Here is a 23,916-nt window from a genome sequence, read left to right as displayed (position 1 = left end):
TGAGCACCCCAGCGGTCGGCGGGCCGTGGCATGCTGATGGGCATGTCCGCAGAGCCCTCCGGCCCGGCCGTCGTCGCGTTCGGTGCCGACGAACCCAGAGCCGACGGCTCGTGGCCGTTCGGCGCACGGCTGCACCGGGTCTTCGGCGACCGGCGGATGCTGACCACGGTCGCCGCCGCGCTGGCCGGCGCAGCCGCCTGTGCCGCCCTGATCGCGCCGTGGTTCTCGGTCATGCTGCCGTTGGGCGAGTCCGACCCGAACAGCGGGCAACAGGCCGAACGGCTCACCGAGTTCCACGTGGGCGACCTCGGCACGTTGGCCGTGGGCTTCCTGCTGTGCCTGCTGATCCTCACGGTCGCGACCGTGCTCGCGGTCGCCGGCCCACCGGCATCCCGCGCGGTCGCGCGGCTGACCGGGCTGACCGTCGCCGGCGCGTCCCTCGCGGTGCTGGTCGCGACCACCGCCAACATCGACAACTACATCCTGCGCAGCTTCTTCTTCCTCTTCCAGGAAGAGATCGACGTCGACTACCGCGGCGGCCTCACCTTCGCCTTCGTGGCCGTGCTCCTGGCCGGCCTGGCCCTCTTGCTGAGCGGCCGTCCGCGCGAGGTCGGTCCCGAGTCCGAAGCCACGACCGGCGCGGCGTGGGGCTGGCCACCGCAGCGCACGACGCGCGACAAGACCGCCGCCGAGATCGCGGCGGCGGCACCACTCGACCTCACCGTGCAGCCGGCACGCCCGTTCACCCATCCGGACGGCGGCGACGACCGCGGCCGCTGATATCCGCGCGACCGCGTTCCAGGGGTCCCGGTAGGCTGATTTACCGTGATTGACCTTCGACTGCTTCGTGACGATCCCGATCTTCTGCGCGCCAGCCAGCGAGCCCGGGGTGAGTCCGAGTCCGTCGTCGACGACCTCCTCGCGGCCGACGAGGCCCGGCGGTCCACCGTCCAGCGCTTCGAGGCGCTGCGGGCCGAGCAGAAGCAGCTCGGCAAGCTCATGCCCAAGGCGACCGGCGCCGAGCGCGACGAGCTGCTGGGCCGCACCAAGGAGCTCTCGGGCGAGGTCAAGGCGGCCGAGACGGCGGTCACCGAGGCCGACGCGGCCCTGCGCCAGGCGCAGCTACGGGTCTCCAACGTGGTCGAGGCGGGCGCACCGGCCGGCGGCGAAGACGACTACGTCGTGCTGCGCGAGGTCGGCACCAAACCCGAGCTGGACAGCCCCCGCGACCACCTGGAGCTCGGCGAGCTGCTGGGCGCGATCGACGTCGAGCGCGGCGCCAAGGTATCGGGCAGCCGGTTCTACTACCTGACCGGTGTCGGCGCCCTGCTCCAGCTCGGCATGCTGCAGATGGCGATCGCGCAGGCGGTCGAATACGGCCTGACCCCGTCGATCGTGCCGGCGCTGGTCAAGCCGGAGGCCATGGAGGGCACCGGTTTCCTCGGTGCGCATGCCAGCGAGGTCTACCGGCTCGAGGCCGACGACCTCTACCTGGTCGGCACCAGCGAGGTGCCACTGGCCGCCTACCACAGCAACGAGATCCTCGATCTCGGCGAGCCGGTCCGCTACGCGGGCTGGTCGAGCTGCTTCCGCCGGGAGGCCGGCTCATACGGGCGCGACGTGCGGGGCATCGTCCGGGTGCACCAGTTCGACAAGGTCGAGATGTTCTCGTACTGCCGGCCCGAGCAGGCACAAGAGGAGCACCTGCGGCTGCTCGCGTGGGAAGAGGAGATGCTGGCCAAGGTCGAGGTCCCCTACCGGGTGATCGACACGGCCGCCGGCGACCTCGGCAGCAGCGCGGCCCGCAAGTACGACTGCGAGGCCTGGGTGCCGTCGCAGGGTCGCTACCGCGAGGTGACCTCGACGTCCAACTGCACGACGTTCCAGGCTCGTCGGCTCAACATCCGCTACCGCGACGAGGCCGGGAAGCCCCAGATCGCCGCGACGCTCAACGGCACGCTGGCCACCACGCGCTGGATCGTGCCGATCCTGGAGAACCACCAGCAACCCGACGGCTCGGTGGTCGTGCCCAAGGCGCTCCGGCCGTACCTGGGCGGTCGCGAGGTCCTGGAGCCGGTCAAGCGCTCCTGACCTGGGGATTTCAGCCGGCGCGGCCACACCTGCGTGGCCGCTGCCCGGCTGCGACGATTTCTCCCAAACGTCATGGCTGGGCTACCGAGTGCGAGGTACGGTTGCTGCCCGGCCGCTCGCGGCTTCCTCCCGGCGGTCCGTCACCGGTCGGGGCGAGGAGGAGCCATGCCCCGACCGGGCCTGCCAAAACTGGTCGCGACCGACCTCGACGGCACGATCGTGCGGAACGACGACACCGTGTCCGCTTACACCCATGAGGTGCTCGACCGGGTACGCGCGGCCGGCATCCCGATCGTCGGCGCCACCGGGCGTGGCCCCCGCCTGACCGAGCTCACCCGCAACGACATCCGCGACGCCGACTTCCTGGTGATGGCCAACGGCGGCCGGGTCGTCGACCAGACCGACCCGGCTGATCCGATCGTGCTGCGCGACGCCCGCCTGTCCGGCCGCGTGCTCGCCCCGGTGATCGCCGAGCTCGAGGCCGCGGTCGGCCCGCTGACCGTGATGGTCGAGGCGCTCGACGGGCACGACGACCCGCTCTGGGGCGATCCCGACCCGGCCTGGCGCTACCCCGACCGGTTCGAGCAGCGCGCCCGGGCCGACTGCTTCTCCGGCGACGTGATCAAGGCGTTCGCCCGCGCACCCGGCCACGACGTCGACGAGCTGCTCACCGCCGCCGTCCGCATCGTCTCCCCTTCGACGGCCAACGTCACCCAGGCCGGGCTCGGCTTCATCGAGATCCTGCCGCCGGGCGTCGACAAGGCCACGGGCCTCGCGGTGGTCGCCGAGGCCATCGGCGTCGACCCCGCCGACGTGCTGGTCTTCGGCGATATGCCCAACGACCTGCCGATGTTCGGGTGGGCCGGCTGGGGCCGGGTGGCCGTGGCCAACGCGCACCCGCTGGTCCGGGCCGCCGCCGACGAGGTCACGGCGAGCAATGAGGACGACGGGGTGGCCGTATACCTCGACCGGCTACTGTCTAGATGATGTTGATCGCCACCGACCTCGACGGAACCCTGCTGCGCGCCGACAAGACGATCAGCCCCCGCACGACAGAGGCCCTCGAGCGGGCCGCCGCCGCGGACGTGCCGGTGGTGCTCGTGACCGGGCGCCCGATCCGCTGGCTCCGGACGGTCTACGCGCAGTTGGCCATCCCGCTGCCGGCCGTCTGTGCCAACGGCGCCGTCGTCTACGACCCGATGCGCGACCAGGTGCTGCGGGCCGACCCCCTGGCGCCCGACGCGCTCGAGGAGATCGCCCGCCGGCTGGCCGAGGAGGTGCCCGAGGCGGTGCTCGCGGTCGAGATCGTCGACGGCCGGCAGATGCGGCACCACGTCGACTATCCGATGCGGTGGGACAGCGAGCACGGCGGTGTCGAGGCCGTGCACGCGGTCAAGGAGCTGCTCACCGAGCCCGCGGTCAAGCTGCTGGTGCGGGCCGGCGACCGCGACCCGGACGAGTTCGCCGACCAGATCTCCAAGGCCTTGGCCGGGGTGGGCGAGGCCACCCACTCGTCGACGTCCGGCCTGGTCGAGGTGTCCGCGTCCGGCGTCACCAAGGCGGCCGGACTGGCCTGGTACTGCGACCGGCTCGGCGTGCCGGCAGCCCAGGTGACGGCGTTCGGCGACATGCCCAACGACGTGCCGATGCTGGCCTGGGCCGGGCGCGCGGTCGCGGTGGGCAACGCGCACCCGGCGGTGAAGGAGATCGCCGACGAGGTGGTCGCCAGCAACGAGGACGACGGCGTCGCCAGCTTTCTGGAAAAGCTGCTCCCGAGCTAGAGGTACTGGCCGGTGCCCCGCCCGCCCTCCTGCGGCGGGTTGGTGCCGGGCATGCCTGGGATCACGCCGGGCACGGCGCCGGGCGGCAGCGCGGGGCGGCCGCCACGCATCTGCTCCAGTTGCATGCGGGCGGCCATCTGCTGGGCCACCAGGGCGGCCTGGATGCCGTGGAAGAGCCCTTCCAGCCAGCCGACCAGCTGGGCCTGCGCGACCCGCAGCTCGCCCTCGCTCGGCGTCGACGTCTCACTGAACGGCAGCGACAGCCGCTCGAGCTCGTCGCGCAGCTCCGGCGACAGGCCGTCTTCGAGCTCGATGATCGAACGCTGGTGTATGTCGCGCAGGCGGACCCGGCTGGCCTCGTCGAGCGGCGCCGCGCGTACCTCTTCCAGCAGTTGCTTGATCATGCTGCCGATCCGCATGACCTTCGCCGGCTGCTCGATCTGACGGCCGGGGTCTTCCTCGCCGCCGTTGTCGGTGTCGACCGTGCCGACCGGTCGGCCGTCCGGCCCGACCACCACCACGGTGCCCGACCGCCGGTTGGGCTCGGCCTGCTCGTCCGGCGCTCCTGGGGTATCGGTCATGGGTCCCATCTTTCCCCAACCCCGCCGGCCGATGCTTCCCGGACCCGGCAAGCTAGCGTTCCGCGCATGGCCGCACGCGAACCGGACCCACGCGACGTGCTCATACTGCCGCCACCGCCCCCCGACGCAGTCGTGCGCTACGGGCCGCACGCCGACCACGTCGCCGACGTCCGGCTGCCGCTCACCGGCGCCGGGCCGCTGGTGGTGGTCGTCCACGGCGGGTTCTGGCGCGCTGAGTACGACCGCGCGCATACCGGACATCTGGCCGCCGACCTGGCCGCGCTTGGCTACGCGGTCGCCCAGCTCGAGTACCGGCGGACCGGGCCGGATGCCGAGGGCGGGTGGCCGACCACCTTCGAGGACGTGCTGGCCGGCGTGGCGGCGTTGCCGGCGCTGGTCGCCGAGGTCGCGGCGGAGCTGGGTCGGCCGGCGCCGATCGAGGGTCCACCGATCCTGGTCGGTCACTCCGCCGGTGGCCACCTCGCGCTCTGGTACGCCGCGCACGCCCCGGCGGATGCCATGCCCGCCGGGGTGCTGGCGCTGGCGCCGGTCGCGGACCTACCCGAGGCGCACCGGCTGGACCTCGACGGCGGCGCCGTGGAAGCGCTGCTCGGCGGCGGACCCTCGGCGCGGGCCGAGGCGTACGCCGCAGCGGACCCACTCCCGTCGATACCGTTACGGTTACCGATAGTGATCCTGCACGGAACGACGGATGTGCAGGTTCCGATCGACCTGAGTCGCCGGTTCGTCGCCGCAGCAGGCACGGTTGATAACGAAATCACGCTCTTGGAACTGCCTGAAACAGGGCATTTCGAGCTGATTGATCCGCGGTCCGCAGCCTGGCGAAAGGTGACGGAGGCGTTGCGGTCCTTGCGGCGGTGATCATATTCATTGACGCAGCGTCGTCCAGACGGTAGGAACCCCGGGGGAGTGTGGCAATCAGCCCACTCGGTCGGGGAGGGTCGTTTCCGTGTCGCAGATTGATCGTCGGCAGGCGTTGCGATTGTTCGCGGGGTTGGGCGCCGCGGGCTTCCTGGCCGCGTGCGGCAATGACGACTCCGCGGACGCGGCCGACGGCAACCGGCTGGTCAGTGACGAGCCGATCAAAATCGGCCTGATCGTGCCGCAGAGCGCCGGCTACAAGACCGTCGGCGACGAGCTGACCCGGGGCTTCAACCTCTATCTAGAGATGAACGACCAGCGGCTGGGCGGGCACCATGTGCAACTGGCCGTGGCCGACGAGGGCGAGACCGTCGAGTCCGGCAAGGCCGCCCTCGACGGGTTGCTGAAGCAGGGCGTGCTGGCGCTGACCGGCGTCGTGAGCTCGACCGTGATGCTCGGCATCCGGGACACCGTCGAGCAGGCCCGGATCCCGCTGATCGGCTCCGCCGCCTCGCCGTCCGCGCTCCAGAGCGTGGTCTACATCTGGCGCACGTCCTATGTGAACAACGAGGCCGGCGAGGCGCTCGCCGGGTACGTCGCCGAGAACGTCAAGGGCAAGATCGGCATCATCGCACCGAACTACGAGGCGGGCCGCGACGCGGTCGAGGGCTTCCGCAACAAGTTCGGCGTCAACGACCCCCGGCTGTCTGCAGGTCCGGTGTGGACGGAATACGTCGCCGAGCCCACCAAGACGTTCTTCAAGAGCGAGATCGACAAGGTACGTCAGGGCAACCCGGAGGCCATCTACTGCTTCTACAGTGGACAGGCCGCCGTCGAGTTCCTGCGCCAGCTGCACAACGACGGCTACCGCGGCCAGATCTACGCGCCGGGCTTCCTCACCGAGGGCGAGGTGCTGGGCGAGCTGAAGAGCAACGAGGCCAACGACGTCTTCACCGCGCTCAACTACTCGCCGGACCTCAACAACGCCGCCAACCGGGAGTTCGCGACCCTCTTCCGCAACAAGTACGGCGCGACGCCGACCACCTACGCGGTCGCCTCCTACGACGCCGCGCAGGTGATCGACAAGGCCGTGCGCCTGGCCGGCCCGAACCCGACCCCGCAAGCGGTCAACCTCGCCATGGGGAAGATTGGCCTGGTCGACAGCCCGCGCGGCGAGTGGCAGTTCAACCAGACCCGCACCCCGCAGCAGAAGTGGTACCTGCGTCAGGTGCGCCGGGACGGGCCGGTGCTGGCCAACGTGGTGATCAACGAGCTGGCGACGCTCGGCTGAGTCAGCCGCGTAGCTCCGCCACGCAGCACTTGACGCTGCCGCCGCCCTTCTTCAGCTCGCTCAGCTCGACCGGGACGGGCGTGTAGCCGGCCTGCGCGATCTTCGTCGCCAGGCCGGTGGCTTCGCTGTTGAGCACGACGTTGCGGCCGTCGCTGACCAGGTTGAGACCGAAGGCCAGGGCGTCGGTCTCGTCGGCGATCAGGGCGTCGGGGAAGAGCTGGGCCAGCACGCGCCGCGATCCGGCGGAGAACGCACCCGGGTAGTACGTGATCCGCTTGTCGTCGAGCGCGGCCAGGGCTACGTCGAGGTGGTAGAAGCGCGGGTCCACGAGCTGCAGTGAGATCACCGGTCGGCCGAGGGCCTCCTGTGCGTGGCTGTGCGCCACGGCCTCGGTGCGGAAGCCGTACCCGGCGAGGATCATGCCGCCGTACGCCTCGGGCAGGTAGGCGAAATCACCCTCGCCCTCGTTGATCTCGGTCGGCTCGACGTACGCCCAGCCCTGCTCGTCGTAGAACGCGCGGTGGGCCTCGGCCTCCCGGGCGCGCTGCGGGTACCGGAAGCGGGCGCCGAACGCCGTACCGTCGACGGTGAAGGCGCCGTTCGCGGCGTAGACCATGTCCGGGAGGCCGTCTTCGGCCGGGAGCACGTGCACGGTGTGGCCGAGCCCGGCGAGCGTCTCGCGGAGCAGCTGCCACTGTTTGAGGGCGAGCTCGGCGTCGACCGGCGCGCTGGTGTCCATCCAGGGGTTGATGGCGTACGACACCGTGAACCGCTCTGGCGGGCACATGAGATATGTCCGCTTACGCGACATCCGCTCGTCCTTCACGATCACCATGATCAGGTACTCTTCGTGGTCAAGACAGCCGAATCTCTTGCTTGCGAGAGGCGAAACGTTGCAGATCGACGACGTAGACCAGCGAATCATTGCGTCGCTCGTCGCTGACGCACGGGCCTCGTACTCGGAGATAGGCGAACGGGTCTCGCTTTCCGCCCCTGCCGTGAAGAGACGCGTCGATCGACTGCGCGCCGCCGGGGTGATCAGGGGCTTCACCGCGGTGGTCGATCCGGCCGCGGTCGGCTGGACGACCGAGGCGTTCGTGGAGCTCTACTGCACCGGACGGACCACCCCGGCCCAGCTCACCGTGGCGACCCGCCGGCACCCGGAGGTGGTCGGCGCGTACACGGTGTCGGGCGAGGCGGATGCCCTGGTGCACCTGCGGGCCGCCGACATCGCCCACCTGGAGCAGGCGCTGGAGCGGCTGCGGGCCGAACCCTTCGTCACCTCGACCCGCAGCATGATCGTCCTGAGCCGGTTGGTCGACGCGCCCAACATCGTGCCGGCACCGAACTGAACTCTTGGGGAACGATGCCGCCCGGGGCGGCGTCCAACCCGGCATGACCCTCGCCCGCCGCGGCGCGTACGCCGTCGTCGCTGTGTTGCTCGTGTCCGGGTGCACGTCGTCGCCGTCCGACCCGGTCGCCGCGCCGCCGTCACCTGCCGTGGCCCTGCCCGCGCCGGCGTTCCGGCTGGTCGCGTTCTCCTCGTGTGCGGACGTGCTGGCCGGGTTGAAGAAGGCCGCGAAGGAGGTCGTGACACCGTGGGGGTTCGACGACTTCTTCCGAGCCCGCGGCGGCGTGGCCGCCCGCACCGGTGTCGTCGAGGATGCCGCGGGCGTTGCCGCCCTCGACAAGCAGGCGCCCGGCGGGTCCGACCAGTCGGGCTATTCCGGCACCAACACCCACGAGGCCGGCGTCGACGAGCCTGACCTGGTCAAGACCGACGGCCGGCGGATCGTGACGGTCTCGGGCGGCACGCTGCGGGTGATCGACCCGGTCACCCGCCGTCTCACGGGCTCGGTCGCGGTGGCCGACGACCTGGGCCATTTCGGCGAGGCCAACCTGCTGCTGTCGGGTGACCGCGCGATGGTGCTCATGCCGGCCGTCGTGCCCGTGTCACCCAGCGCGCGCAAGCCCATGATGCCGTGGGGCGACACGATGGTCCGGCTGGTCACCGTCGACCTCGCCGGCGCGCGGCCCGTGGTGGTCGGCTCGTACACGATCGACGGCAGCCTGGTCGACGCGCGCCAGGTGGGCACGACGGCGCGCATCGTGGTGCGGAGCCGGCCGCGGCTCGACTTCCCCTACCGCGAGAGCGCGACCGACGCCCAGCGGCTGCGGGCCAACCGGGCCGTGATCGATCGGTCCAAGGTCTCTGACTGGCTCCCGCGCTGGTCCGCGTCGAACGGCAGCGAGAAACGCGAGGGCCAGGTCGACTGCGGTGCGCTGCGCAAGCCGGACTCGTTCTCCGGCACGTCACTGATGACGGTGCTGAGCTTCGACATCGGCGGCCGCTACGGGACCGGCGACCCGACGACGATCGTGGCTGACGGCGACTTCGTCTACAGCAACGGCAGCAGTCTCTACGTGGCCAACGACCAACGGTGGCGCTTCATGCGCACGGACATCGCCCGACCGGCGGCGACCGGCCTGGAAACGATCATCTACCGCTTCGACATCACGGGCGCTGGATCGCCTCGTTACGTGGCCTCGGGCTCGGTGCCGGGCGGCTTGATCAACCAATACGCGATGTCGGAGTACGAGGGTCACCTGCGCGTGGCAGCGACGCTGTCGGAGAACTCGTCGTCTGTATATGTGCTGCGTGCGACCGACATGGCGCGCACCGGGGTGGTCTCGGGCCTGGGCAAGGGCGAACGCATCTACGCGGTGCGGTTCGTCGGTCCTGTCGGGTACGTGGTGACCTTCCGGCAGACGGATCCGCTCTACACGCTGGATCTCGGCGATCCGTCGTCGCCGGTGGTGCGTGGGGAACTGAAGATCAATGGGTACTCGTCGTACCTGCATCCCCTCGACGCCGGCCGGCTGGTCGGTGTGGGTCAGGACGCGGATTCGCGCGGCCGGGTGCTCGGGGCGCAGATCTCCGTGTTCGACGTGAGCTCTCTGGCTGATCCGCGCCGGGTCGCCCAGCATCGGGTGAAGGATGGTTGGTCGGAGGCGGAGGGGGATCCGCACGCCTTCCTCTACTGGCCGGCGTCGAAGCTCCTCGTGGTGCCGATGAGCGCGTCGTCGCAGTACGGGATGCTGGCGCTGCGGGTCACCGAGTCAGGGCTGGAGGAGGTCGGCACGGTCCGCCACCCGTCCACCCCGAGCCTGGGCTACGAACCGATGATCCGACGGTCGCTGATCGTCGATGGGACACTGTGGACGGTGTCGGACGCCGGCGTGCGCGCGACCGATTCGACCTCGCTGCGCGACCAAGCCTGGCTCCCGTACGCGTAGCGGCTCCTACCTGCCCGTGCGATCGCGAAGGCCGCACAGGTGCGACAGGGGCGCGTAGAGCGCCCGCGGCAGGTGCCCGGGCATTCGGCTGGAACGCAGTGACAGCGCGGGACGACGCGATGTGCGGCGCAGGCGCACTCAGCCCGCGCCCGTGCGGGGCGGCGCCGGATGGGTCTGTTGGATTGCGGCGCCGCCGTATGGCGGCCCCGGCGTGAGCGGGACTCAGGCCGCGCGCGTGTGCGGCGGCCTGGGTGGGCCTGTTGGATTGCGGCGCCGCCGTATGGCGGCCCCGGCGTGAGCGGGACTCAGGCCACGCGCGTGTGCGGCGGCGCTGGGTGGGTCTGTTGGATTGGGGCCGCGCGGTATGGCGGCCCCGGCGTTGCGGGCTAGAGGTACATGCCCGTCTTGGGCTCCTGGGAGCCGCGGTGGGGTGGCTTGTCTCCTTCGCCGAAGAAGCGCTTGCCGCCGAACTCGCCGTGCAGGCGGTCGTCGAGTTCGTCGGCCAGGCCCGTCATCACCTGGACGGCGAGCATCAGGTGCGTCGCCTGGAAATTGCGGCCGAAGACGGGGATCGACGCCCAGACGGTGTCGTTGGTGCAGTAGAGGCGGCCGATCGGCATGCGGTTTGTCAGCTCGGAGAGCTTCACGTAGAGCTGCTCGGTCGGCTCGACGTCGGTCAGCACCGGCGAGAAGACGTCGACGAGCGGCGGGTTGTCGCGGACGCGTACGAACACCATCGCGGAACCGGCCCGGATGCCGATGTCGCCGTCCGAGTCGACCTTGAGTGCTTCCGCGTCGGACTTCATGAGCGCGGCCACCACGGTGCGGACCCGCTCCTCCAAGGCGATCGTGTCGTCCTCGCCGGCGTCGTCGCCGCGGCTGGCCACCTCCTGGCCGGCCTTTATCGCGCTGTCGAGGTCGAGGCTGCCGGCAAGCTCGGGCCGCGCTGTTGCCAGCGGCTCGACCGGGAGCGGCTCGTCCTCGGAGTCGTGCACGAGGTAGACGAGGAAAGCGGGGTGGGGCGCCCCGTAGACATCACGCAACGTACGCGAAACGGTCGTAGCGATCCTGGACGCGTCCTTGGTCGGCGCGTGCAGCCCGAACTGCTCGCCGGAGTCCGGCAGCACCCCCGGCGGCGACCACCCGAGCGCGACCAGGTCGGCGACGGCGCCGCGGTCGAGCCGGTAGCCCTGGGGCAACCCCGCGTTGCCCACCGCGAGCGCTCGGATCATCCCGTCGCCGATGACCTGCATCTCGACGGAGTAGACCGCGGCCCCCGTGCCAGAGGCGGTCGGATCGAGGGTCAGCTCGACCCGCGCGCCGACCGGCAGCTCCGGGAGCACCTTCGACAACGCACGCGCGAAGTCACGCCAGGCCTCGATGACCTTGCCCCGCAAGTCGGCGGTACTCGCCTCGTCCAGCAGGATGGCATCGGTAAAGCCATCGTCCCCCGTGCTCGCTAGCTGCGCTGACGTCATGATCGCCTCCGTCCGTCAGGCACACCCTACCCAGGGCACCGGCCCCCACGGATAGGCCGGTGTGAGTCGGATAACCGCATTAGATCGCGCTTACACCCGGTCTGCTGACCGAGACCCCGCGCACCCTGTTCGAGCTTCCAACCTGTGCGGCGAATCGACCAGCGATGTTTCAGCATCCGAACCAACGCGAGGATTGCGGCGGTTCCCTCCAACCCCACGCCGGATGACCGGCTGACCCGTCGCGCTGCCCGCTATGTCTCGGTGGCGGACGCGCCCGCGAGAGCCGTCAACCTCGCCGCGGCCTCTTTCGGATCGGCGCCCCGCCCGACCGCCAGCCCCAACAGGTAGGCGGTAACCGGCGCCGCCGGCCGCACCGTGTTGTGCGCGACGTCCCGGGCGAGATCAAGCACCAACGAAACCGAAGCCTCGGACGGGGCGATGCCCAACTCCGCACACGCGGCCCGTACCCACTCGTCGAGCGTCATCCCGCGGTTCTCGCTGTCAGCCATTCCCGCACCTTACGGAGGTCGTCTTCGGTGTCGCAGTCGAACCACGGCGGCGGACCGTCACCGGCCCAGGTCACCTCGACCACGTTGAGCGGTGCGATCAACGCACGCATCGAGGCGCCACGCGTGCCGGAGCCGAGTCCCTGGCCCGCGCCAGCGCCCGAGCCGGCGCGAGGATCGGGTCCGGAGCCGGACCGCATCTCCGTGAGCCGACTTCGCAGGGCATCGGCTCGCCAGACTCCGCACAGCAACTGTCGACGACCGTCCCGATCGACGAACAGTGCACCGTCGGCTGTGGACAGACTCGCTCGGAGGACCTGTACCGCGTCCGCGGTCAAGAGCGGCAGGTCACCGGCGACGACCGCGACCTCCGCCGTCGCCGTCGCCGTCGGTGTCGCCGTCGCCGTCGGTGTCGCCGTCGGTGTCGGTGTCGCTGTCGCCGAGCCCAGCGCCGCCAGCCCAGCCGCCACGGCGGCAACCGGGCCGCCACCTGGCGGTTCTTCCCGCGTGTAGCCCACTCCGGCCGGCACATCGGCGCTCCCACCGACGACGACCCTCGGGTCCGCCGCTCGCAACGCGTCCAGGACGCGATCACGCATAGAGCGCCCCGACACGACCATCGACGGCTTGTCGTCGCCACCCATCCGCCGAGCCGAGCCGCCGGCCAACACGACGGCCGCAAACCCCGCCACAGCGCTCCTCCCAGCCAAGAACCTCCCTACGACCCTACGGCGACGACCGCCGGTTCCGCGTACGCGTGGGCCACGCATTGCCCCGCTGAGACCCCTCCGGAGGTCGCGACAGGCACTGCCGGGTCCCCTTCCGGCCAGCTTGCCCGATCGGCTGAAAGACGGCGGCGAAGTCGCGCGTCGGCCAGCGGCGTCGTCACCAGCGGATCGATTCCGCCTTGGGTTCCTCGGCGATGGTCACTGGCACGTCGACCAGGGCGTTGTCGGCCTCGCCGGCGAACGGGTGGGGCCACTAGCGCCAGTGACAGCGCCCCTATCGAACTGCCTTTTGTCCGCACCGTCCTGCCTCGCTCACCCACCTCCCCGAGCAGCTCGTAACCCGGGCCGGATCCGCCGACGCCAAGCCCAACGGGATGGCGGACCGCAAGCCAGTAATGCCCGCCGCGCGGCGTTTGCCGGGCATCCCTCGGCGGCGAGGGGACCGCGGGGGCAGGATGGGGGCGTGGGACGTGTTACCGACCGGCGCGAGATCGTTCGCATCGACCTCTCCGCCGGGACAACGGTGCGCCGGATGGACTCGATCTCCGGTGAGGAGCCGCTGGAGATCCGGGTGGGTCGCCGCGCCGACGGGTCTGGGCCTCGACGGCCGCTCGCTGTCACCATGCGTACGCCTGGGGACGACATCGACCTCGCGATCGGCTTTCTGCTGACCGAGGGTGTCATCCGCGACGCCGGCGACATCGTCACCGCTCAGCTGTGCGCCGGCACGGATACCCCGAACACGTACAACGTGGTCGACATCGTGCTCGCCGACGGTGTGCCCGCGCCCGACACGGACCCGGCCCGCGCCTTCTACACAACCAGTTCGTGTGGCGTCTGCGGTAAGGCGAGCATCGACGCGATCCGCACCAGGTCGCCGTGGCGCCTCGCCGACCACCCGATGAGCGTCAGCCCGCGGGTGTTGGCCGACCTGCCCGACCGGCTGCGGGCCGCCCAGCAGGCCTTCGACCGCACCGGCGGGCTCCACGCCGCCGGGCTGTTCACCGCGGACGGCGAGCCGGTGCTGGTGCGTGAGGACGTCGGCCGGCACAACGCCGTCGACAAGGTCATCGGGCGGGCGACCGCCGAGCATCGTTTGCCGCTGCGTGAGCACGTGCTGCTGGTTTCCGGGCGGGCGAGCTTCGAGCTCACCCAGAAGGCCTGGATGGCCGGGATCCCGGTGCTCGCCGCGGTGTCGGCTCCAAGCTCGCTGGCCGTCGACCTGGCGCACGAGGCCGGCATGACGTTGGTCGGCTTCCTGCGCGGCTCGACGATGAACGTGTACGCGGGCGCCCACCGAATCACCGAACCCGACCCGGACCGCACAGCGTCGCAGGGTGCGCGCTGACGCCCGTCGGATCACCTGGATCGCCGCCAGGGCCGTGGCAGTCAGGAACACCCACGCGCGGCCGACCGGGCCGGCATCAGCCGCCGGGACCGCCCTGGCTGCCGGCAGTGCCGGAGCCGGCCAGGACGGGTCCGCGATTCCCTGCGATGGCGTCACCACGTCTAACTCGCCTGCTCGAGCCCGATGTGCGGGCTGATCCAGCGACGCCGCGAGCGTCGCGTGGGCGCTCGATGCGGTTGGTCTGCCGCGTCCACCATGATCGACGGCGGCAGGCACTGGTCGAGTACTTCGCCGACCATCCGCGCCAGCGCGTAGTCGGGGTCGATCGCCAACGCCCGCTCGACGGCGATCGACGCCAACGCACCGTGCCCCACGCGCCAAGCGGCGAAGGCCAGGAGGCTCGCCGGCGCGGCGGCCAGGGGTGGGTCGACCCGCCGTACGACGTCGCTCCAGAGGTCGATCTGCCAGTCGTCGTCTGTGGTGTGCTCCCACGCGTGGTCGCGCACCGGGAGATGCACGAGCAGGACGCTGAGCCACGCCACCTCGTCGTCGCCGAGCCGCCGGCCGGCGCGATAGCGGTCGACGGCGTCTTCCACCGCCTCGTTGCCCGCGGCGCGCAACGCCTTGGCCACGCGGGCGTTGGCGCGGACGGCAGCGCCGGCCGCGTGCGCCGACATCGTCCGGAGCCGTGGTGGAGCACTGTCGTCGGCCGCGCGGGCGGTCTCCACGAGCCTGGTCAGGCGCGCGTCGGCGCGTGCGGTGGCCTCCGTCATCGCCGCGCGGGCCGCTCCGTCGACAGGGGCGAGCGACGCCGCCACCGCTTCGCGGTCGGGCAGTGCGACCTGCCCCGCGTACACGGCTGAAGCACCGACGCTGCTCGTCGTCGGGTCGAAGGGTTTGCCCTCCGGTGGGCAGCAGGCCGGGTTCGCGCAGACATATGACCAATAGCGGCCTCCGTCGACGCGTAGGACGTCGAGGGTGGCGATGTCGGTTGACCGCAATGCCGCGCAGACCGCCTCGGCAACCGGGGTCACCGAGGTCGAGGGCCCGTAACCGACGATCGCGATCGCGTCGACGGGGTCCCGGAGCAGCAGCGCGACCAGGCGCCGGGCGACGCGGTCAGTCGAGCTCGCATCGGGTAGGTCGCCTCGCGCCACGAAGCGCACCCGGTCGTCGACGATCGCGATGACCACGATGCTCTCGGCCGGATGGAAGCCGAGCAGGTAAGGCACCGACGCGATGAGGTCGGCGCAAGAACGCAAGGTGATGGTTGGCGCCTCGGTAGCGGTCATGGCGCGGAAGCGTGGTCGATGCCGGTGTGTGATCGCCACCCCACGAAGCGCGACTGTGGATAACTTCGTGCGGTCCAACTCGTGGCACGAAGTTATCCACAGGCAGCCGCGAAGATCCCCGCCGCCGCCCTGCCGCCCGGCACACTCAGCCCCGGAAGCGCAGCCCGTGCAGCTCGATCTCGACGTCGTCCACGGTGGACGGCGAAGGGCGCAGGTCAAGGCTGAGCTCGACAGCGGAGAGGAGGTCGAACCCAGCAGCATGAAGCGACTTCAGAGCATCGACGTTGCGCGACTCCGGTCGGATGGTGAGGCGCGCCAGCGACCGCTTCTTCGCCTCGCCGGTGACATGTTTCAGCAGGGCGGCACCCACGCCCGATCCTCGGCGGCTGGCAGCGACGACGATCGGCTCCACCTCGCCGGTCGTGCCCAGCATCAGCAGACCGACCAGCCCGATGATGCCCTCTTCCGAATCCTCGGCGACCCAGATTCCCGACAGGTCCAGCCGGGTCAGATAGTCCTCGAAGCCGGCGCCCGGGTCAGCGCCGGCCGACTTGCCATAGAGACCGCTACGCCGCTCCGCGAGTTCGACCCACAGTGCCCGACCCGCGGAGTGGTCCTGGGGACGATAGGGGCGGACCACCACATCCGTCATGTCTTCATGCTTACTCTCCGAAGCGACCCGGCGGAACCCAACGCACGACCGGGGTCCAGACTTGGACCCCATGGACCTGGCCTATCTCCGGTCACATCCGCAACATCTGCCGACGTTTCTCAAGCATCAGCGGATCCGCGAGACCCCCGTAGCCGGCGGCAGCATCTCCGCCGCCTCCCGCCTGACGCTCGACGACGGTGCCTCGCTGTTCGTCAAGACCTGGCCAGAGCAGTCGCCGGACCCTGCGCCCGAAGGCTTCTTCATGTCGGAGGCGTCCGGCATCGAGTGGCTGCGGACGCCCGATGGCCCGCCGCTGCCCGAGGTCCTGGTCGCCTTGCCCGACTTGTTGGCACTCGATTGGGTCGAGCCCGGGGCACCGACCAGGGCGGGAGCGGAGGTCTTCGGCCGGCAACTGGCCGCCATGCACCGCACTGGTGCGCCGTCCTTCGGCGCGGAATGGGCTGGATTCATCGGCGCATTGCCTCAGGACAACACCGTCTCGGCTCAACCCTGGCCGCAGTGGTTCGCCGAGCGGCGGCTGCAGCCCTACCTACGACTGTCAGTGGATGGTGGGGCGCTCTCCGCGGCCGACGCCACGGCGACGGAGCAGGTGATCAACCAGATCGAGGTGTACGGGGGTGCCGAGCCGCCGTCCCGCATCCACGGCGACCTGTGGCCGGGCAACCTGCACTGGGCGGCCGACGGCCGAGCCTGGCTGATCGACCCGGCCGCCCACGGCGGTCACCGCGAGACCGACCTGGCGCAGCTCGGGCTCTTCGGTGGGGCACCGGAGCTGGCGACGATCGTCGACGCTTACCGGGAGGAGTGGCCGCTCGCGGACGGCTGGCAGCGACGGGTGCCGTTGCATCAACTCCATCTCCTGCTGGTGCACACGGCGCTGTTCGGGTTGGCCTACCGGACGGCGGTCCGGCAGGCGGTCGACGCGCTGTTGCGCACCTAGACGAGTAAGTCCTAACGGCCCCGCGTCGCAGGCCCGCCGTGGCCCGTGGGCCGTGGCCCGTGGCCCGTGGGCCGTGGCCCGTGGGCCGTGGCCCGTGGGCCGTGGCCCGTGGCCCGTGGCCCGTGGGCCGTGGCCCGTGGCCCGTCAGCCGTGGCCCGTCAGTCGTGGCCTTGGCCCGTGGCCCTTAAGCGCTGTGCCGTGATCGGGTGTGAGCTATCTGGTAGATCCAGGGCCGAAACGTTGATCGTGTGCGCCAGATCTGGTCGACACGCCGTCCCAGGACCAGACCAGCCACACCCGATCAAAGCCCACACCCGTCCGAGACCAGACCAGCCGCACCCGATCAAGGCCTGCGCCGCCAACAACCACCCGGGTCACGACACACCCCCGGCCATAGAGCGACGGGACCAACCCGCCACGGCGCTCCGAGCCAGTCACCGACCTTCACGCACAACCAGGCCTGATCTCTGCCGTCACAAACCGGACCACCCACTCCCCTGGCCACACCAATTAGCGGTAGTTAGGACTTACTCGCTAGGTCGCAGCCGACTACGCGGGCGTTCCGCGGCGAAGGACCACTTCATCGGGGTCGGGGGTAGCGCGCCAGGTCTGCGGCAGGGCGCCAAGTCGTGGCCGCACGGCCGCGCCGGGGTAGCGCGCCAGGTCTGCCGCAGGACGCCAAGTCGTGGCCGCACGGCCGCGCCGGCGGCAGGGCGCCAGGTCGGCGGCCGCATGTCCGCGTCGCCGGCGCCGGCGCGGAGTCCGGACCTGGCGGGCGGTGGAGAGATCCGGTTGGAGTTTTGTCCGGAGCGGATGGCCTATGAGCGGCATCGATTGCAAGCGGACGGTAGGGCACGTTGGGGTCGGCCTTTGCGGGCATCCACGCGATGGGGCATCACGCGATACGGTCGAACGGTGACGATATCCGAGGTCCGCGCCACGAATGGGGTGCTGGGCGACCGCTTCGGGCGGGTAGCTACCGATCTGCGGGTGTCGCTAACAGATCGGTGCAACCTCCGCTGCACGTACTGCATGCCCGCTGAGGGGCTCGCGTGGCTGCCGCGTGAAGAGTTGTTGAGCGACGGCGAGATCGTGCGGTTGGTGCGGGTCGCGGTCGAGTTGTTGGGTGTCACGAATGTCCGGTTCACCGGCGGCGAGCCCCTGATCCGGCCTGGGCTGGTGGAGATCGTCCAGGCATGTGCCGATCTTCGACCGCGGCCGAAGATGTCGGTCACCACCAACGGGATCGGGCTCGAGCGGCTCGCTCCCGCGTTGAAGAGTGCTGGGCTCGATCGGGTCAACGTCTCGCTCGACACGTTGGATCCGGCGCGGTTCAAGACGCTGACCCGTCGCGATCGGCATGCCGCCGTGATCGCGGGGCTCAGAGCGGCTGCCGACGCCGGGCTACTCCCCGTGAAAATCAACTCGGTGTTGATGCGCGGCGTCAACGACGACGAAGCGCCGGAGTTGGTGCGGTTCGCGCTGGAGCACGGCTACGAGTTGCGGTTCATCGAGCAGATGCCGCTCGACGCGCAACACAGTTGGGATCGCGCGACGATGGTCACGGCCGACGAGATTCTGGCGGCGTTGCGGGCGAGCTACACGCTGCTGCCGGATCCGGTCGAGCGCGGCGGGGCGCCGGCCGAGACGTGGCTGGTGGATGGCTACCGGGCGAGTGACGGCGGGCCTGCGCGGGTCGGCGTGATCGGCAGCGTGACGCGCCCGTTCTGCGGCGATTGCGACCGCACCCGGCTCACCGCGGACGGACAGGTGCGCAACTGTCTGTTCGCGACGGACGAGTCCGACCTGCGCGGTGCGCTACGCGGCGGCGCTACCGACGAGGAGCTAGCGAGCCGCTGGCAGGCCGCCATGTGGGGCAAGCGCGCCGGCCACGGCATCGACGACCCGTCGTTCCTCCAGCCAGCACGGCCGATGTCCGCGATCGGCGGCTGACAACAACGCGAGTCTGGGCGGTCAAGCCCGGCGCCACGCCGCCTCGGCAAGGTTCGCTGCGCCCAAGGGAGGCCACGGCGCCGCGGCGCTGAGGCGCTGCGGCCAACCCTCCGCTCGGTCAGCTCCGGTAATTCGACCCCGCTTTCTGCTGCTGTGCTCTCCCCGCCAGGTTGGGTTGGGTGGGAGATAGGCTGATCGTCATGGGTAATCCCGTCGACGGGGCGGCGTCCGGGGTCGTGACCGTTCGGTTTTTCGCCGGTGCGCGGGCGGCTGCCGGGGTCGCGGAAACCAGCGTGGCCGCCGGGTTGACGCATGACGGCTTCGTGGCCGCGCTCGCCGAGCGGCATGGTGATCGGTTGGCTACAGTGCTCAAGGTTGCCAGTTTCCTCGTCGACGGGGTCGCTTGGCGGGACGGTCAGCGGCCGCTTCCCGCCGGGGCCGAAGTCGATGTCCTTCCGCCGTTCGCGGGTGGGTAAGTGGGCATCGTTCTGCTGGTCGTCGTGGCTTTTGCCGTCATCGGTCTGATCCACTTCTACATCTGGAAACGGCTTGTGCGGGACACGACTCGTCCCGGGCGGGTCCGGCGCGTCGGCGCGATCGTGGCCGTCGTGCTCGGTTTGCTGGTGCCTGCCACGTTGATCGGCACGCGTACCGGTGTCACGGCGCTCGCCTGGCCCGGCTACCTGTGGATCGCGCTGATGTTCTACCTGCTGGTCGTGCTGCTCGTGCTGGAGATCCCGATGCTGCTCGTCCGCATCGCGCTCCGCCGCCGCCCCACAGAGAAAGCCGTCGCCGAGGTCCCGGCCGCCGCCGCATCGGCGGCTACCGACCAGCGCGAACAGCCGGCCGGCACCACCGTCGCGACAGAACCGCAGCCGAAGGACGACGACCCCACGCCGCCCGGCATCGAGCGTCGGCTCCTGCTCGCCCGCGGCGCGGCCATCTTCGCCGGCCTCACCGCCACCGGGATCACCGCCTACGGCACCCGGACCGCGCTCAGCGCCCCGCGACTCGACCGCGTCCAGATCACTCTCGCCAAGCTTCCCCGCAGCATGGACGGCTTCCGGATCGCGACCGTCTCCGACATCCACCTCGGACCGCTCGCCGGCCGGGCGCACACCGAACGGGTCGTCGCCGCCATCAACCGGACCCAGGCCGACCTCGTAGCCGTCGTCGGCGACCTGGTCGACGGCAGTGTCGCCGAGCTCGGTGCCGCCGCCGCACCGCTGCGTGACATCCAGTCCAAGCACGGCGCGTTCTTCGTGACCGGCAACCACGAGTACTACTCCGGCGCCGAAGAATGGCTGGCCGAAGTCGAACGGCTCGGCATCCGCACGTTGCGCAACCAGCGCCAGCTGATCACCGCGCCCGGTGGGGCGATCGACCTTGCCGGGGTCAACGACATCGCCGGCGAGGGCACGAGCACCGGCGGGCCGGACATCGCGGGCACCCTCAAAGGCCGCGACCCGGGCATACCCGTCGTCCTGCTCGCACATCAGCCCATCCAGGTCCACGACGCGAAAGACAACAACGTCGACCTGCAGCTGTCCGGGCACACCCACGGCGGGCAGATGGTTCCGTTCAACTTCCTGGTCCGCCTCGAGCAGCCCGTCGTCAACGGCTACGCGCGGTTCGGTGACACCCAGCTCTACGTCACCAACGGCGCCGGGTTCTGGGGGCCGCCCGTTCGCGTCGGCGCACCACCACAAGTCACCCTTGTGGAACTTCGTAGCCCATAAGGACGTGCGACACGCCGCACCACGGTGGACGGTCACCGCATTCGTCGGCGTGGCATGGCACTATGCGGCGTGCTCCCGTACAGCGCCGCACCCTTCGTGGCGGACCTGCACATCCACTCCAAGTACTCCCGCGCCTGCAGTCGCGACCTGACCCTGCCCAACCTCGCGCTGTGGGCTCGCCGCAAAGGCGTCACACTTCTCGGCACCGGCGATTTCACCCACCCGGCCTGGTACGACCACCTGAAGGAAAACCTTCAACCGGCCGAACCCGGACTCTTCCGGCTGAGCCGGGACGCCGAACGGGCCGCGACGCAGCAGCTTCCGCCGCGGCTGGCGAGCTCCGAGGAGCAGGTCCGCTTCACGTTGTCGGTCGAGATCTCCACGATCTACAAGCGGGACGACCGCACCCGCAAGGTGCACCACCTGATCTACCTGCCCGACCTCGACGCCGCGGCCCGGTTCAACACCGCGCTCGGGCGCATCGGCAACCTCGCCTCCGACGGCCGCCCGATCCTCGGCCTCGACTCGCGCGACCTCCTCGAGATCACGCTGGAGGCGAGCCCCGACGGCTACCTGGTCCCGGCACACATCTGGACGCCCTGGTTCTCGGCGCTCGGCAGCAAGTCCGGTTTCGACGCGATCGCCGACTGCTACGCCGACCTGGCCGACCACATCTTCGCCGTCGAGACCGGCCTGAGCTCCGATCCGGCGATGAACTGGCGGGTCTCGAGCCTCGACCGCTACCAACTGGTGTCCAACTCGGACGCCCACTCTCCGCCGGCCCTGGCCCGCGAGGCCACCGTGCTGGCCACCGAGCTCGACTACTTCGCCGTCCGCGAAGCCCTCCGCACCGGCAACGGCCTGGCCGGCACGCTGGAGTTCTTCCCCGAAGAGGGCAAGTACCACGCCGACGGCCACCGCCTCTGCGGCGTCAACTGGCAACCCGCGCAGACCCAGGCGGCGGGCGGCCTCTGCCCCGAATGCCACAAACCACTGACCGTGGGCGTCCTCAGCCGCGTCGAAGAGCTGGCCGACCGACAAGACGGACAAATCCGAAAAGACCCCAAGCCCGTCCAACACCTACTAGCCCTCGCCGAGATCCTCGGCGAGATCGCCGGCGTCGGACCGCGATCAAAAACCGTCGAAGGCAAGCTCAACACCCTCGTAGCCGCGCTGGGTCCAGAGCTGACCATCCTCCGCGACGCCCCGCTCGACGACATCAAGAAGGTCGGCGGCGACCACCTGGAAGAGGCCATCCGCCGCCTACGCCGCGGCGAAGTGCACCGCATCCCCGGCTACGACGGCGCCTACGGCATCATCCGCGTCTTCGACCAGCACGAGCTGCCGAGCAAGGAACCACAGGCCGACACGCTTTTCGACGTACCGCCGCAGGTCAAACGCAAAGCAACGAAAACACCGCCGGACCGCCCGTCAGAGGGATCGGCCCGCCGCGGCCCGGTCAAGCGCGTCGAACCGGCGATCCCGCCACCGCCGCCGCAGCAGGTCTCCCCGCACGAGCCCTTCGAGCCGATGCTCGCCGGCATGGAAGAGGTCGGCACCGGCCTGCTCGACCGCCTGGACGCGATGCAGCGAGTCGCCGCGTCGGCACCCGGCGGCCCGATGCTGATCGTCGCCGGCCCGGGCACCGGCAAGACCCGGACGCTCACCCACCGGATCGCCTACCTCTGCGCCGAGCTGGGCGTCTTCGCCGAGCACTGCCTGGCGATCACGTTCACCAGGCGCGCCGCCGAGGAGCTCAGGACCAGGCTCGACGGCCTGATGGGACCGGTCGCCGCCGACGTCACGGTCGCCACCTTCCACTCGCTAGGCCTGGCCATCCTCCGCGAGAACGCCGCCGCGGCCGGCCTGCCGAAGGACTTCCGCATCGCCGACGACGCCGAGCGGGAGGCGGCCCGCAAGGAGGCCGGCGACGACGACGCCACGTACCAGAAACTGCTCCGCGGCCAGGACCTGGTCGACCTGGACGAGCTCGTCACGCTGCCCCTCAAGCTGCTGTCCGAGGACGCCGACCTGGTCGACCGCTACCAGGGGCGCTGGCGGTGGCTCTTCGTCGACGAGTACCAGGACGTCGACGAGACCCAGTACGAGCTGCTCCGCCTGCTCTGCCCGCCCGACGGCAACCTGTGTGCGATCGGCGACCCGGACCAGGCGATCTACTCGTTCCGCGGCGCCGACGTCGGCTACTTCCTGCGCTTCGCCGAGGACTTCATCGACGCCCGATTGGTCCGGCTGACCCGAAACTACCGGTCCTCCGCGCCCATCCTGGCCGCCGCCGTGCAAGCGATCGCGCCCTCGTCACTGGTGCGCGGACGGCGGCTGGACCCCGCCCGGCTCGATCCCGAGGCACCGTTGGTCGGCCGTTACCCGGCGAGCTCCGCCACCGACGAGGCGGACTTCGTCGCCCGTACCGTCGACGACCTGGTCGGTGGCCTTTCCCACCGCTCGCTCGACTCGGGCCGGATCAGCGGCAACGCCGCCGGCATCTCGTTCTCCGACATCGCCGTCCTCTACCGCACCGACCAGCAGGCCGCGCCGATCGTCGAGGCACTTGCCCGGGCCGGCATCCCGGTCCAGAAGCGCTCGCACAACAGGCTCCGTGACCGGGCGGGCGTCGCGGCGATCGCGCGCGAGATGAGACTCGCTGGGAGCGAGGGTCAACTGCCCGCCCGCGTACGCCGTGCCGGTCAACTCCTCGCCGAACGGTTCGCGACGCCCACCCTGGACAGCACCGGCCACAGCCCGAGCCCGGCCGACGTGTGGTCCGCCGTCGAGGTGCTCACCCCACTGGCCCAGCGCTGCGGCGACGACGTGGAGCAGTTCCTCGCGCAGCTCGCCACCGGCGCCGAGGTCGACGCCCTGGACCCGCGCGCCGAAGCCGTCACGCTGTTGACCCTGCACGCCGCCAAGGGGCTCGAGTTCCCGGTCGTGTTCCTGGTCGGCTGCGAGGACGGCCTGCTCCCGCTGCGCTTCTTCGACGGCCGCACCAGCGACGACGACCTGGCCGAGGAGCGCCGGCTGTTCTTCGTCGGGCTGACCAGGGCGCAGGACCGGCTGTACGTGTCGCACGCGCAGCGCCGTTTCCGGCTCGGCACGGAGCGTGACACCGGACCGTCGCCGTTCCTCGACGCCATCGACGCCGGCCTGTTCGAGCGGCTCGGTGCGACCGAGGAACGCCGGCCCAAGGACCGTCAACTGCGCCTGATCTGACCCGTACGCTGGGCCGGCGGTAGGTTTGGCGCGGTTCCGGGAGGTGAGCACCGCCCGGTAAGCCGCTACGGTGGCCAGAGCACCGCGCCGCAACCGATGAGAACTCCC

At 70.6% G+C, this 23,916-nt stretch carries 21 protein-coding genes; 14 read left to right on the top strand and 7 right to left on the bottom strand.

Translation table 11 applies throughout. The annotated features are described in order from the left end of the window. The first annotated feature begins 42 nt into the window (after positions 1-42). The 4 genes from AB0J88_RS28165 to AB0J88_RS28150 all read left to right on the top strand — a co-directional run bounded on the left by AB0J88_RS28165 (position 43) and on the right by AB0J88_RS28150 (position 3,872). Positions 43-780 (top strand): hypothetical protein, encoded by a 738-nt coding sequence (locus AB0J88_RS28165; RefSeq protein WP_364350510.1) that lies wholly within the window; start codon positions 43-45, stop codon positions 778-780. 45 nt (positions 781-825) lie between these two features. Continuing rightward, positions 826-2,091, top strand: coding sequence for a serine--tRNA ligase (gene serS / locus AB0J88_RS28160; protein WP_364350513.1), 1,266 nt, complete (start codon positions 826-828; stop codon positions 2,089-2,091). Between the two features lie 165 nt (positions 2,092-2,256). Then, positions 2,257-3,078, top strand: a complete 822-nt coding sequence (locus AB0J88_RS28155) for an HAD family hydrolase (protein WP_364350516.1) — start codon at positions 2,257-2,259, stop codon at positions 3,076-3,078. Further along, positions 3,075-3,872, top strand: a complete 798-nt coding sequence (locus AB0J88_RS28150; protein WP_364350519.1) for an HAD family hydrolase — start codon at positions 3,075-3,077, stop codon at positions 3,870-3,872. Before AB0J88_RS28155 ends, AB0J88_RS28150 begins: the two co-directional genes overlap by 4 nt. Here the strand turns inward: AB0J88_RS28150 and AB0J88_RS28145 are convergent. Continuing rightward, complete coding sequence (locus AB0J88_RS28145; RefSeq protein ID WP_364350522.1) at positions 3,869-4,462, bottom strand: bacterial proteasome activator family protein; 594 nt, start codon at positions 4,460-4,462, stop codon at positions 3,869-3,871. The two genes, AB0J88_RS28150 and AB0J88_RS28145, sit on opposite strands and share 4 nt — an antisense overlap. Positions 4,463-4,519: 57 nt before the next feature. Here AB0J88_RS28145 and AB0J88_RS28140 point away from each other — a divergent pair, with 57 nt between their 5' ends. Both AB0J88_RS28140 and AB0J88_RS28135 read left to right on the top strand, forming a co-directional pair. After that, positions 4,520-5,335: an alpha/beta hydrolase gene (locus AB0J88_RS28140; protein ID WP_364350525.1), complete on the top strand. Its 816-nt coding sequence runs from the start codon at positions 4,520-4,522 to the stop codon at positions 5,333-5,335. 88 nt (positions 5,336-5,423) lie between these two features. Beyond that, positions 5,424-6,626 carry an ABC transporter substrate-binding protein gene (locus AB0J88_RS28135; protein ID WP_364350528.1) on the top strand — a complete coding sequence of 401 codons (1,203 nt, stop codon included), beginning with the start codon at positions 5,424-5,426 and terminating at the stop codon, positions 6,624-6,626. Position 6,627: 1 nt separating this feature from the next. Here AB0J88_RS28135 and ddaH read toward each other — a convergent pair whose 3' ends face one another. Continuing rightward, on the bottom strand, positions 6,628-7,461 hold the full coding sequence (ddaH, locus tag AB0J88_RS28130; RefSeq protein ID WP_364350531.1) for a dimethylargininase: 834 nt from the start codon (positions 7,459-7,461) through the stop codon (positions 6,628-6,630). 58 nt (positions 7,462-7,519) lie between these two features. Here ddaH and AB0J88_RS28125 point away from each other — a divergent pair, with 58 nt between their 5' ends. Both AB0J88_RS28125 and AB0J88_RS28120 read left to right on the top strand, forming a co-directional pair. After that, positions 7,520-7,978: an Lrp/AsnC family transcriptional regulator gene (locus tag AB0J88_RS28125; RefSeq protein ID WP_364350534.1), complete on the top strand. Its 459-nt coding sequence runs from the start codon at positions 7,520-7,522 to the stop codon at positions 7,976-7,978. A 43-nt stretch (positions 7,979-8,021) separates the two neighbouring features. Then, the gene (locus AB0J88_RS28120; protein ID WP_364350537.1) at positions 8,022-9,923 is read left to right on the top strand and encodes a beta-propeller domain-containing protein; all 1,902 of its coding nucleotides are present in this window, start codon (positions 8,022-8,024) and stop codon (positions 9,921-9,923) included. 386 nt (positions 9,924-10,309) lie between these two features. Here the strand turns inward: AB0J88_RS28120 and AB0J88_RS28115 are convergent, their stop codons facing one another. The 3 genes from AB0J88_RS28115 to AB0J88_RS28105 all read right to left on the bottom strand — a co-directional run bounded on the left by AB0J88_RS28115 (position 10,310) and on the right by AB0J88_RS28105 (position 12,578). Continuing rightward, complete coding sequence (locus AB0J88_RS28115; RefSeq protein ID WP_364350540.1) at positions 10,310-11,401, bottom strand: hypothetical protein; 1,092 nt, start codon at positions 11,399-11,401, stop codon at positions 10,310-10,312. A 251-nt stretch (positions 11,402-11,652) separates the two neighbouring features. Continuing rightward, the gene (locus tag AB0J88_RS28110) at positions 11,653-11,886 is read right to left on the bottom strand and encodes a DUF6457 domain-containing protein (RefSeq protein ID WP_364351021.1); all 234 of its coding nucleotides are present in this window, start codon (positions 11,884-11,886) and stop codon (positions 11,653-11,655) included. After that, positions 11,883-12,578 (bottom strand): NTP transferase domain-containing protein, encoded by a 696-nt coding sequence (locus AB0J88_RS28105; RefSeq protein WP_364738074.1) that lies wholly within the window; start codon positions 12,576-12,578, stop codon positions 11,883-11,885. Before AB0J88_RS28105 ends, AB0J88_RS28110 begins: the two co-directional genes overlap by 4 nt. Before the next feature lie 520 nt (positions 12,579-13,098). On the opposite strand from AB0J88_RS28105, the gene fdhD reads away from it, so the two are divergent. After that, positions 13,099-13,983 (top strand): formate dehydrogenase accessory sulfurtransferase FdhD, encoded by an 885-nt coding sequence (fdhD, locus tag AB0J88_RS28100; RefSeq protein WP_364350546.1) that lies wholly within the window; start codon positions 13,099-13,101, stop codon positions 13,981-13,983. Positions 13,984-14,144: 161 nt separating this feature from the next. Here the strand turns inward: fdhD and AB0J88_RS28095 are convergent, their stop codons facing one another. Both AB0J88_RS28095 and AB0J88_RS28090 read right to left on the bottom strand, forming a co-directional pair. Next, complete coding sequence (locus AB0J88_RS28095) at positions 14,145-15,275, bottom strand: DUF4192 domain-containing protein (protein WP_364350549.1); 1,131 nt, start codon at positions 15,273-15,275, stop codon at positions 14,145-14,147. 145 nt (positions 15,276-15,420) lie between these two features. Next, positions 15,421-15,927 (bottom strand): GNAT family N-acetyltransferase, encoded by a 507-nt coding sequence (locus AB0J88_RS28090; RefSeq protein WP_364350552.1) that lies wholly within the window; start codon positions 15,925-15,927, stop codon positions 15,421-15,423. Between the two features lie 70 nt (positions 15,928-15,997). Here AB0J88_RS28090 and AB0J88_RS28085 point away from each other — a divergent pair, with 70 nt between their 5' ends. The 5 genes from AB0J88_RS28085 to AB0J88_RS28065 all read left to right on the top strand — a co-directional run bounded on the left by AB0J88_RS28085 (position 15,998) and on the right by AB0J88_RS28065 (position 23,808). Further along, positions 15,998-16,888 carry a fructosamine kinase family protein gene (locus tag AB0J88_RS28085; RefSeq protein ID WP_364350555.1) on the top strand — a complete coding sequence of 297 codons (891 nt, stop codon included), beginning with the start codon at positions 15,998-16,000 and terminating at the stop codon, positions 16,886-16,888. 921 nt (positions 16,889-17,809) lie between these two features. Next, the gene (gene moaA, locus AB0J88_RS28080; protein ID WP_364351024.1) at positions 17,810-18,841 is read left to right on the top strand and encodes a GTP 3',8-cyclase MoaA; all 1,032 of its coding nucleotides are present in this window, start codon (positions 17,810-17,812) and stop codon (positions 18,839-18,841) included. Positions 18,842-19,041: 200 nt separating this feature from the next. Then, positions 19,042-19,317, top strand: coding sequence for a MoaD/ThiS family protein (locus AB0J88_RS28075; RefSeq protein WP_364350558.1), 276 nt, complete (start codon positions 19,042-19,044; stop codon positions 19,315-19,317). After that, positions 19,318-20,580: a metallophosphoesterase gene (locus AB0J88_RS28070; RefSeq protein WP_364350561.1), complete on the top strand. Its 1,263-nt coding sequence runs from the start codon at positions 19,318-19,320 to the stop codon at positions 20,578-20,580. Between the two features lie 54 nt (positions 20,581-20,634). Continuing rightward, positions 20,635-23,808: a UvrD-helicase domain-containing protein gene (locus AB0J88_RS28065; RefSeq protein WP_364350564.1), complete on the top strand. Its 3,174-nt coding sequence runs from the start codon at positions 20,635-20,637 to the stop codon at positions 23,806-23,808. The last annotated feature ends 108 nt before the right edge of the window (positions 23,809-23,916 follow it).

The organism is Asanoa sp. NPDC049475, from assembly GCF_040676915.1.
GTDB lineage: Bacteria > Actinomycetota > Actinomycetes > Mycobacteriales > Micromonosporaceae > Asanoa.
Note: the sequence above shows the minus strand (reverse complement) of the source record. Positions and strands in the feature narration are given on the sequence as shown.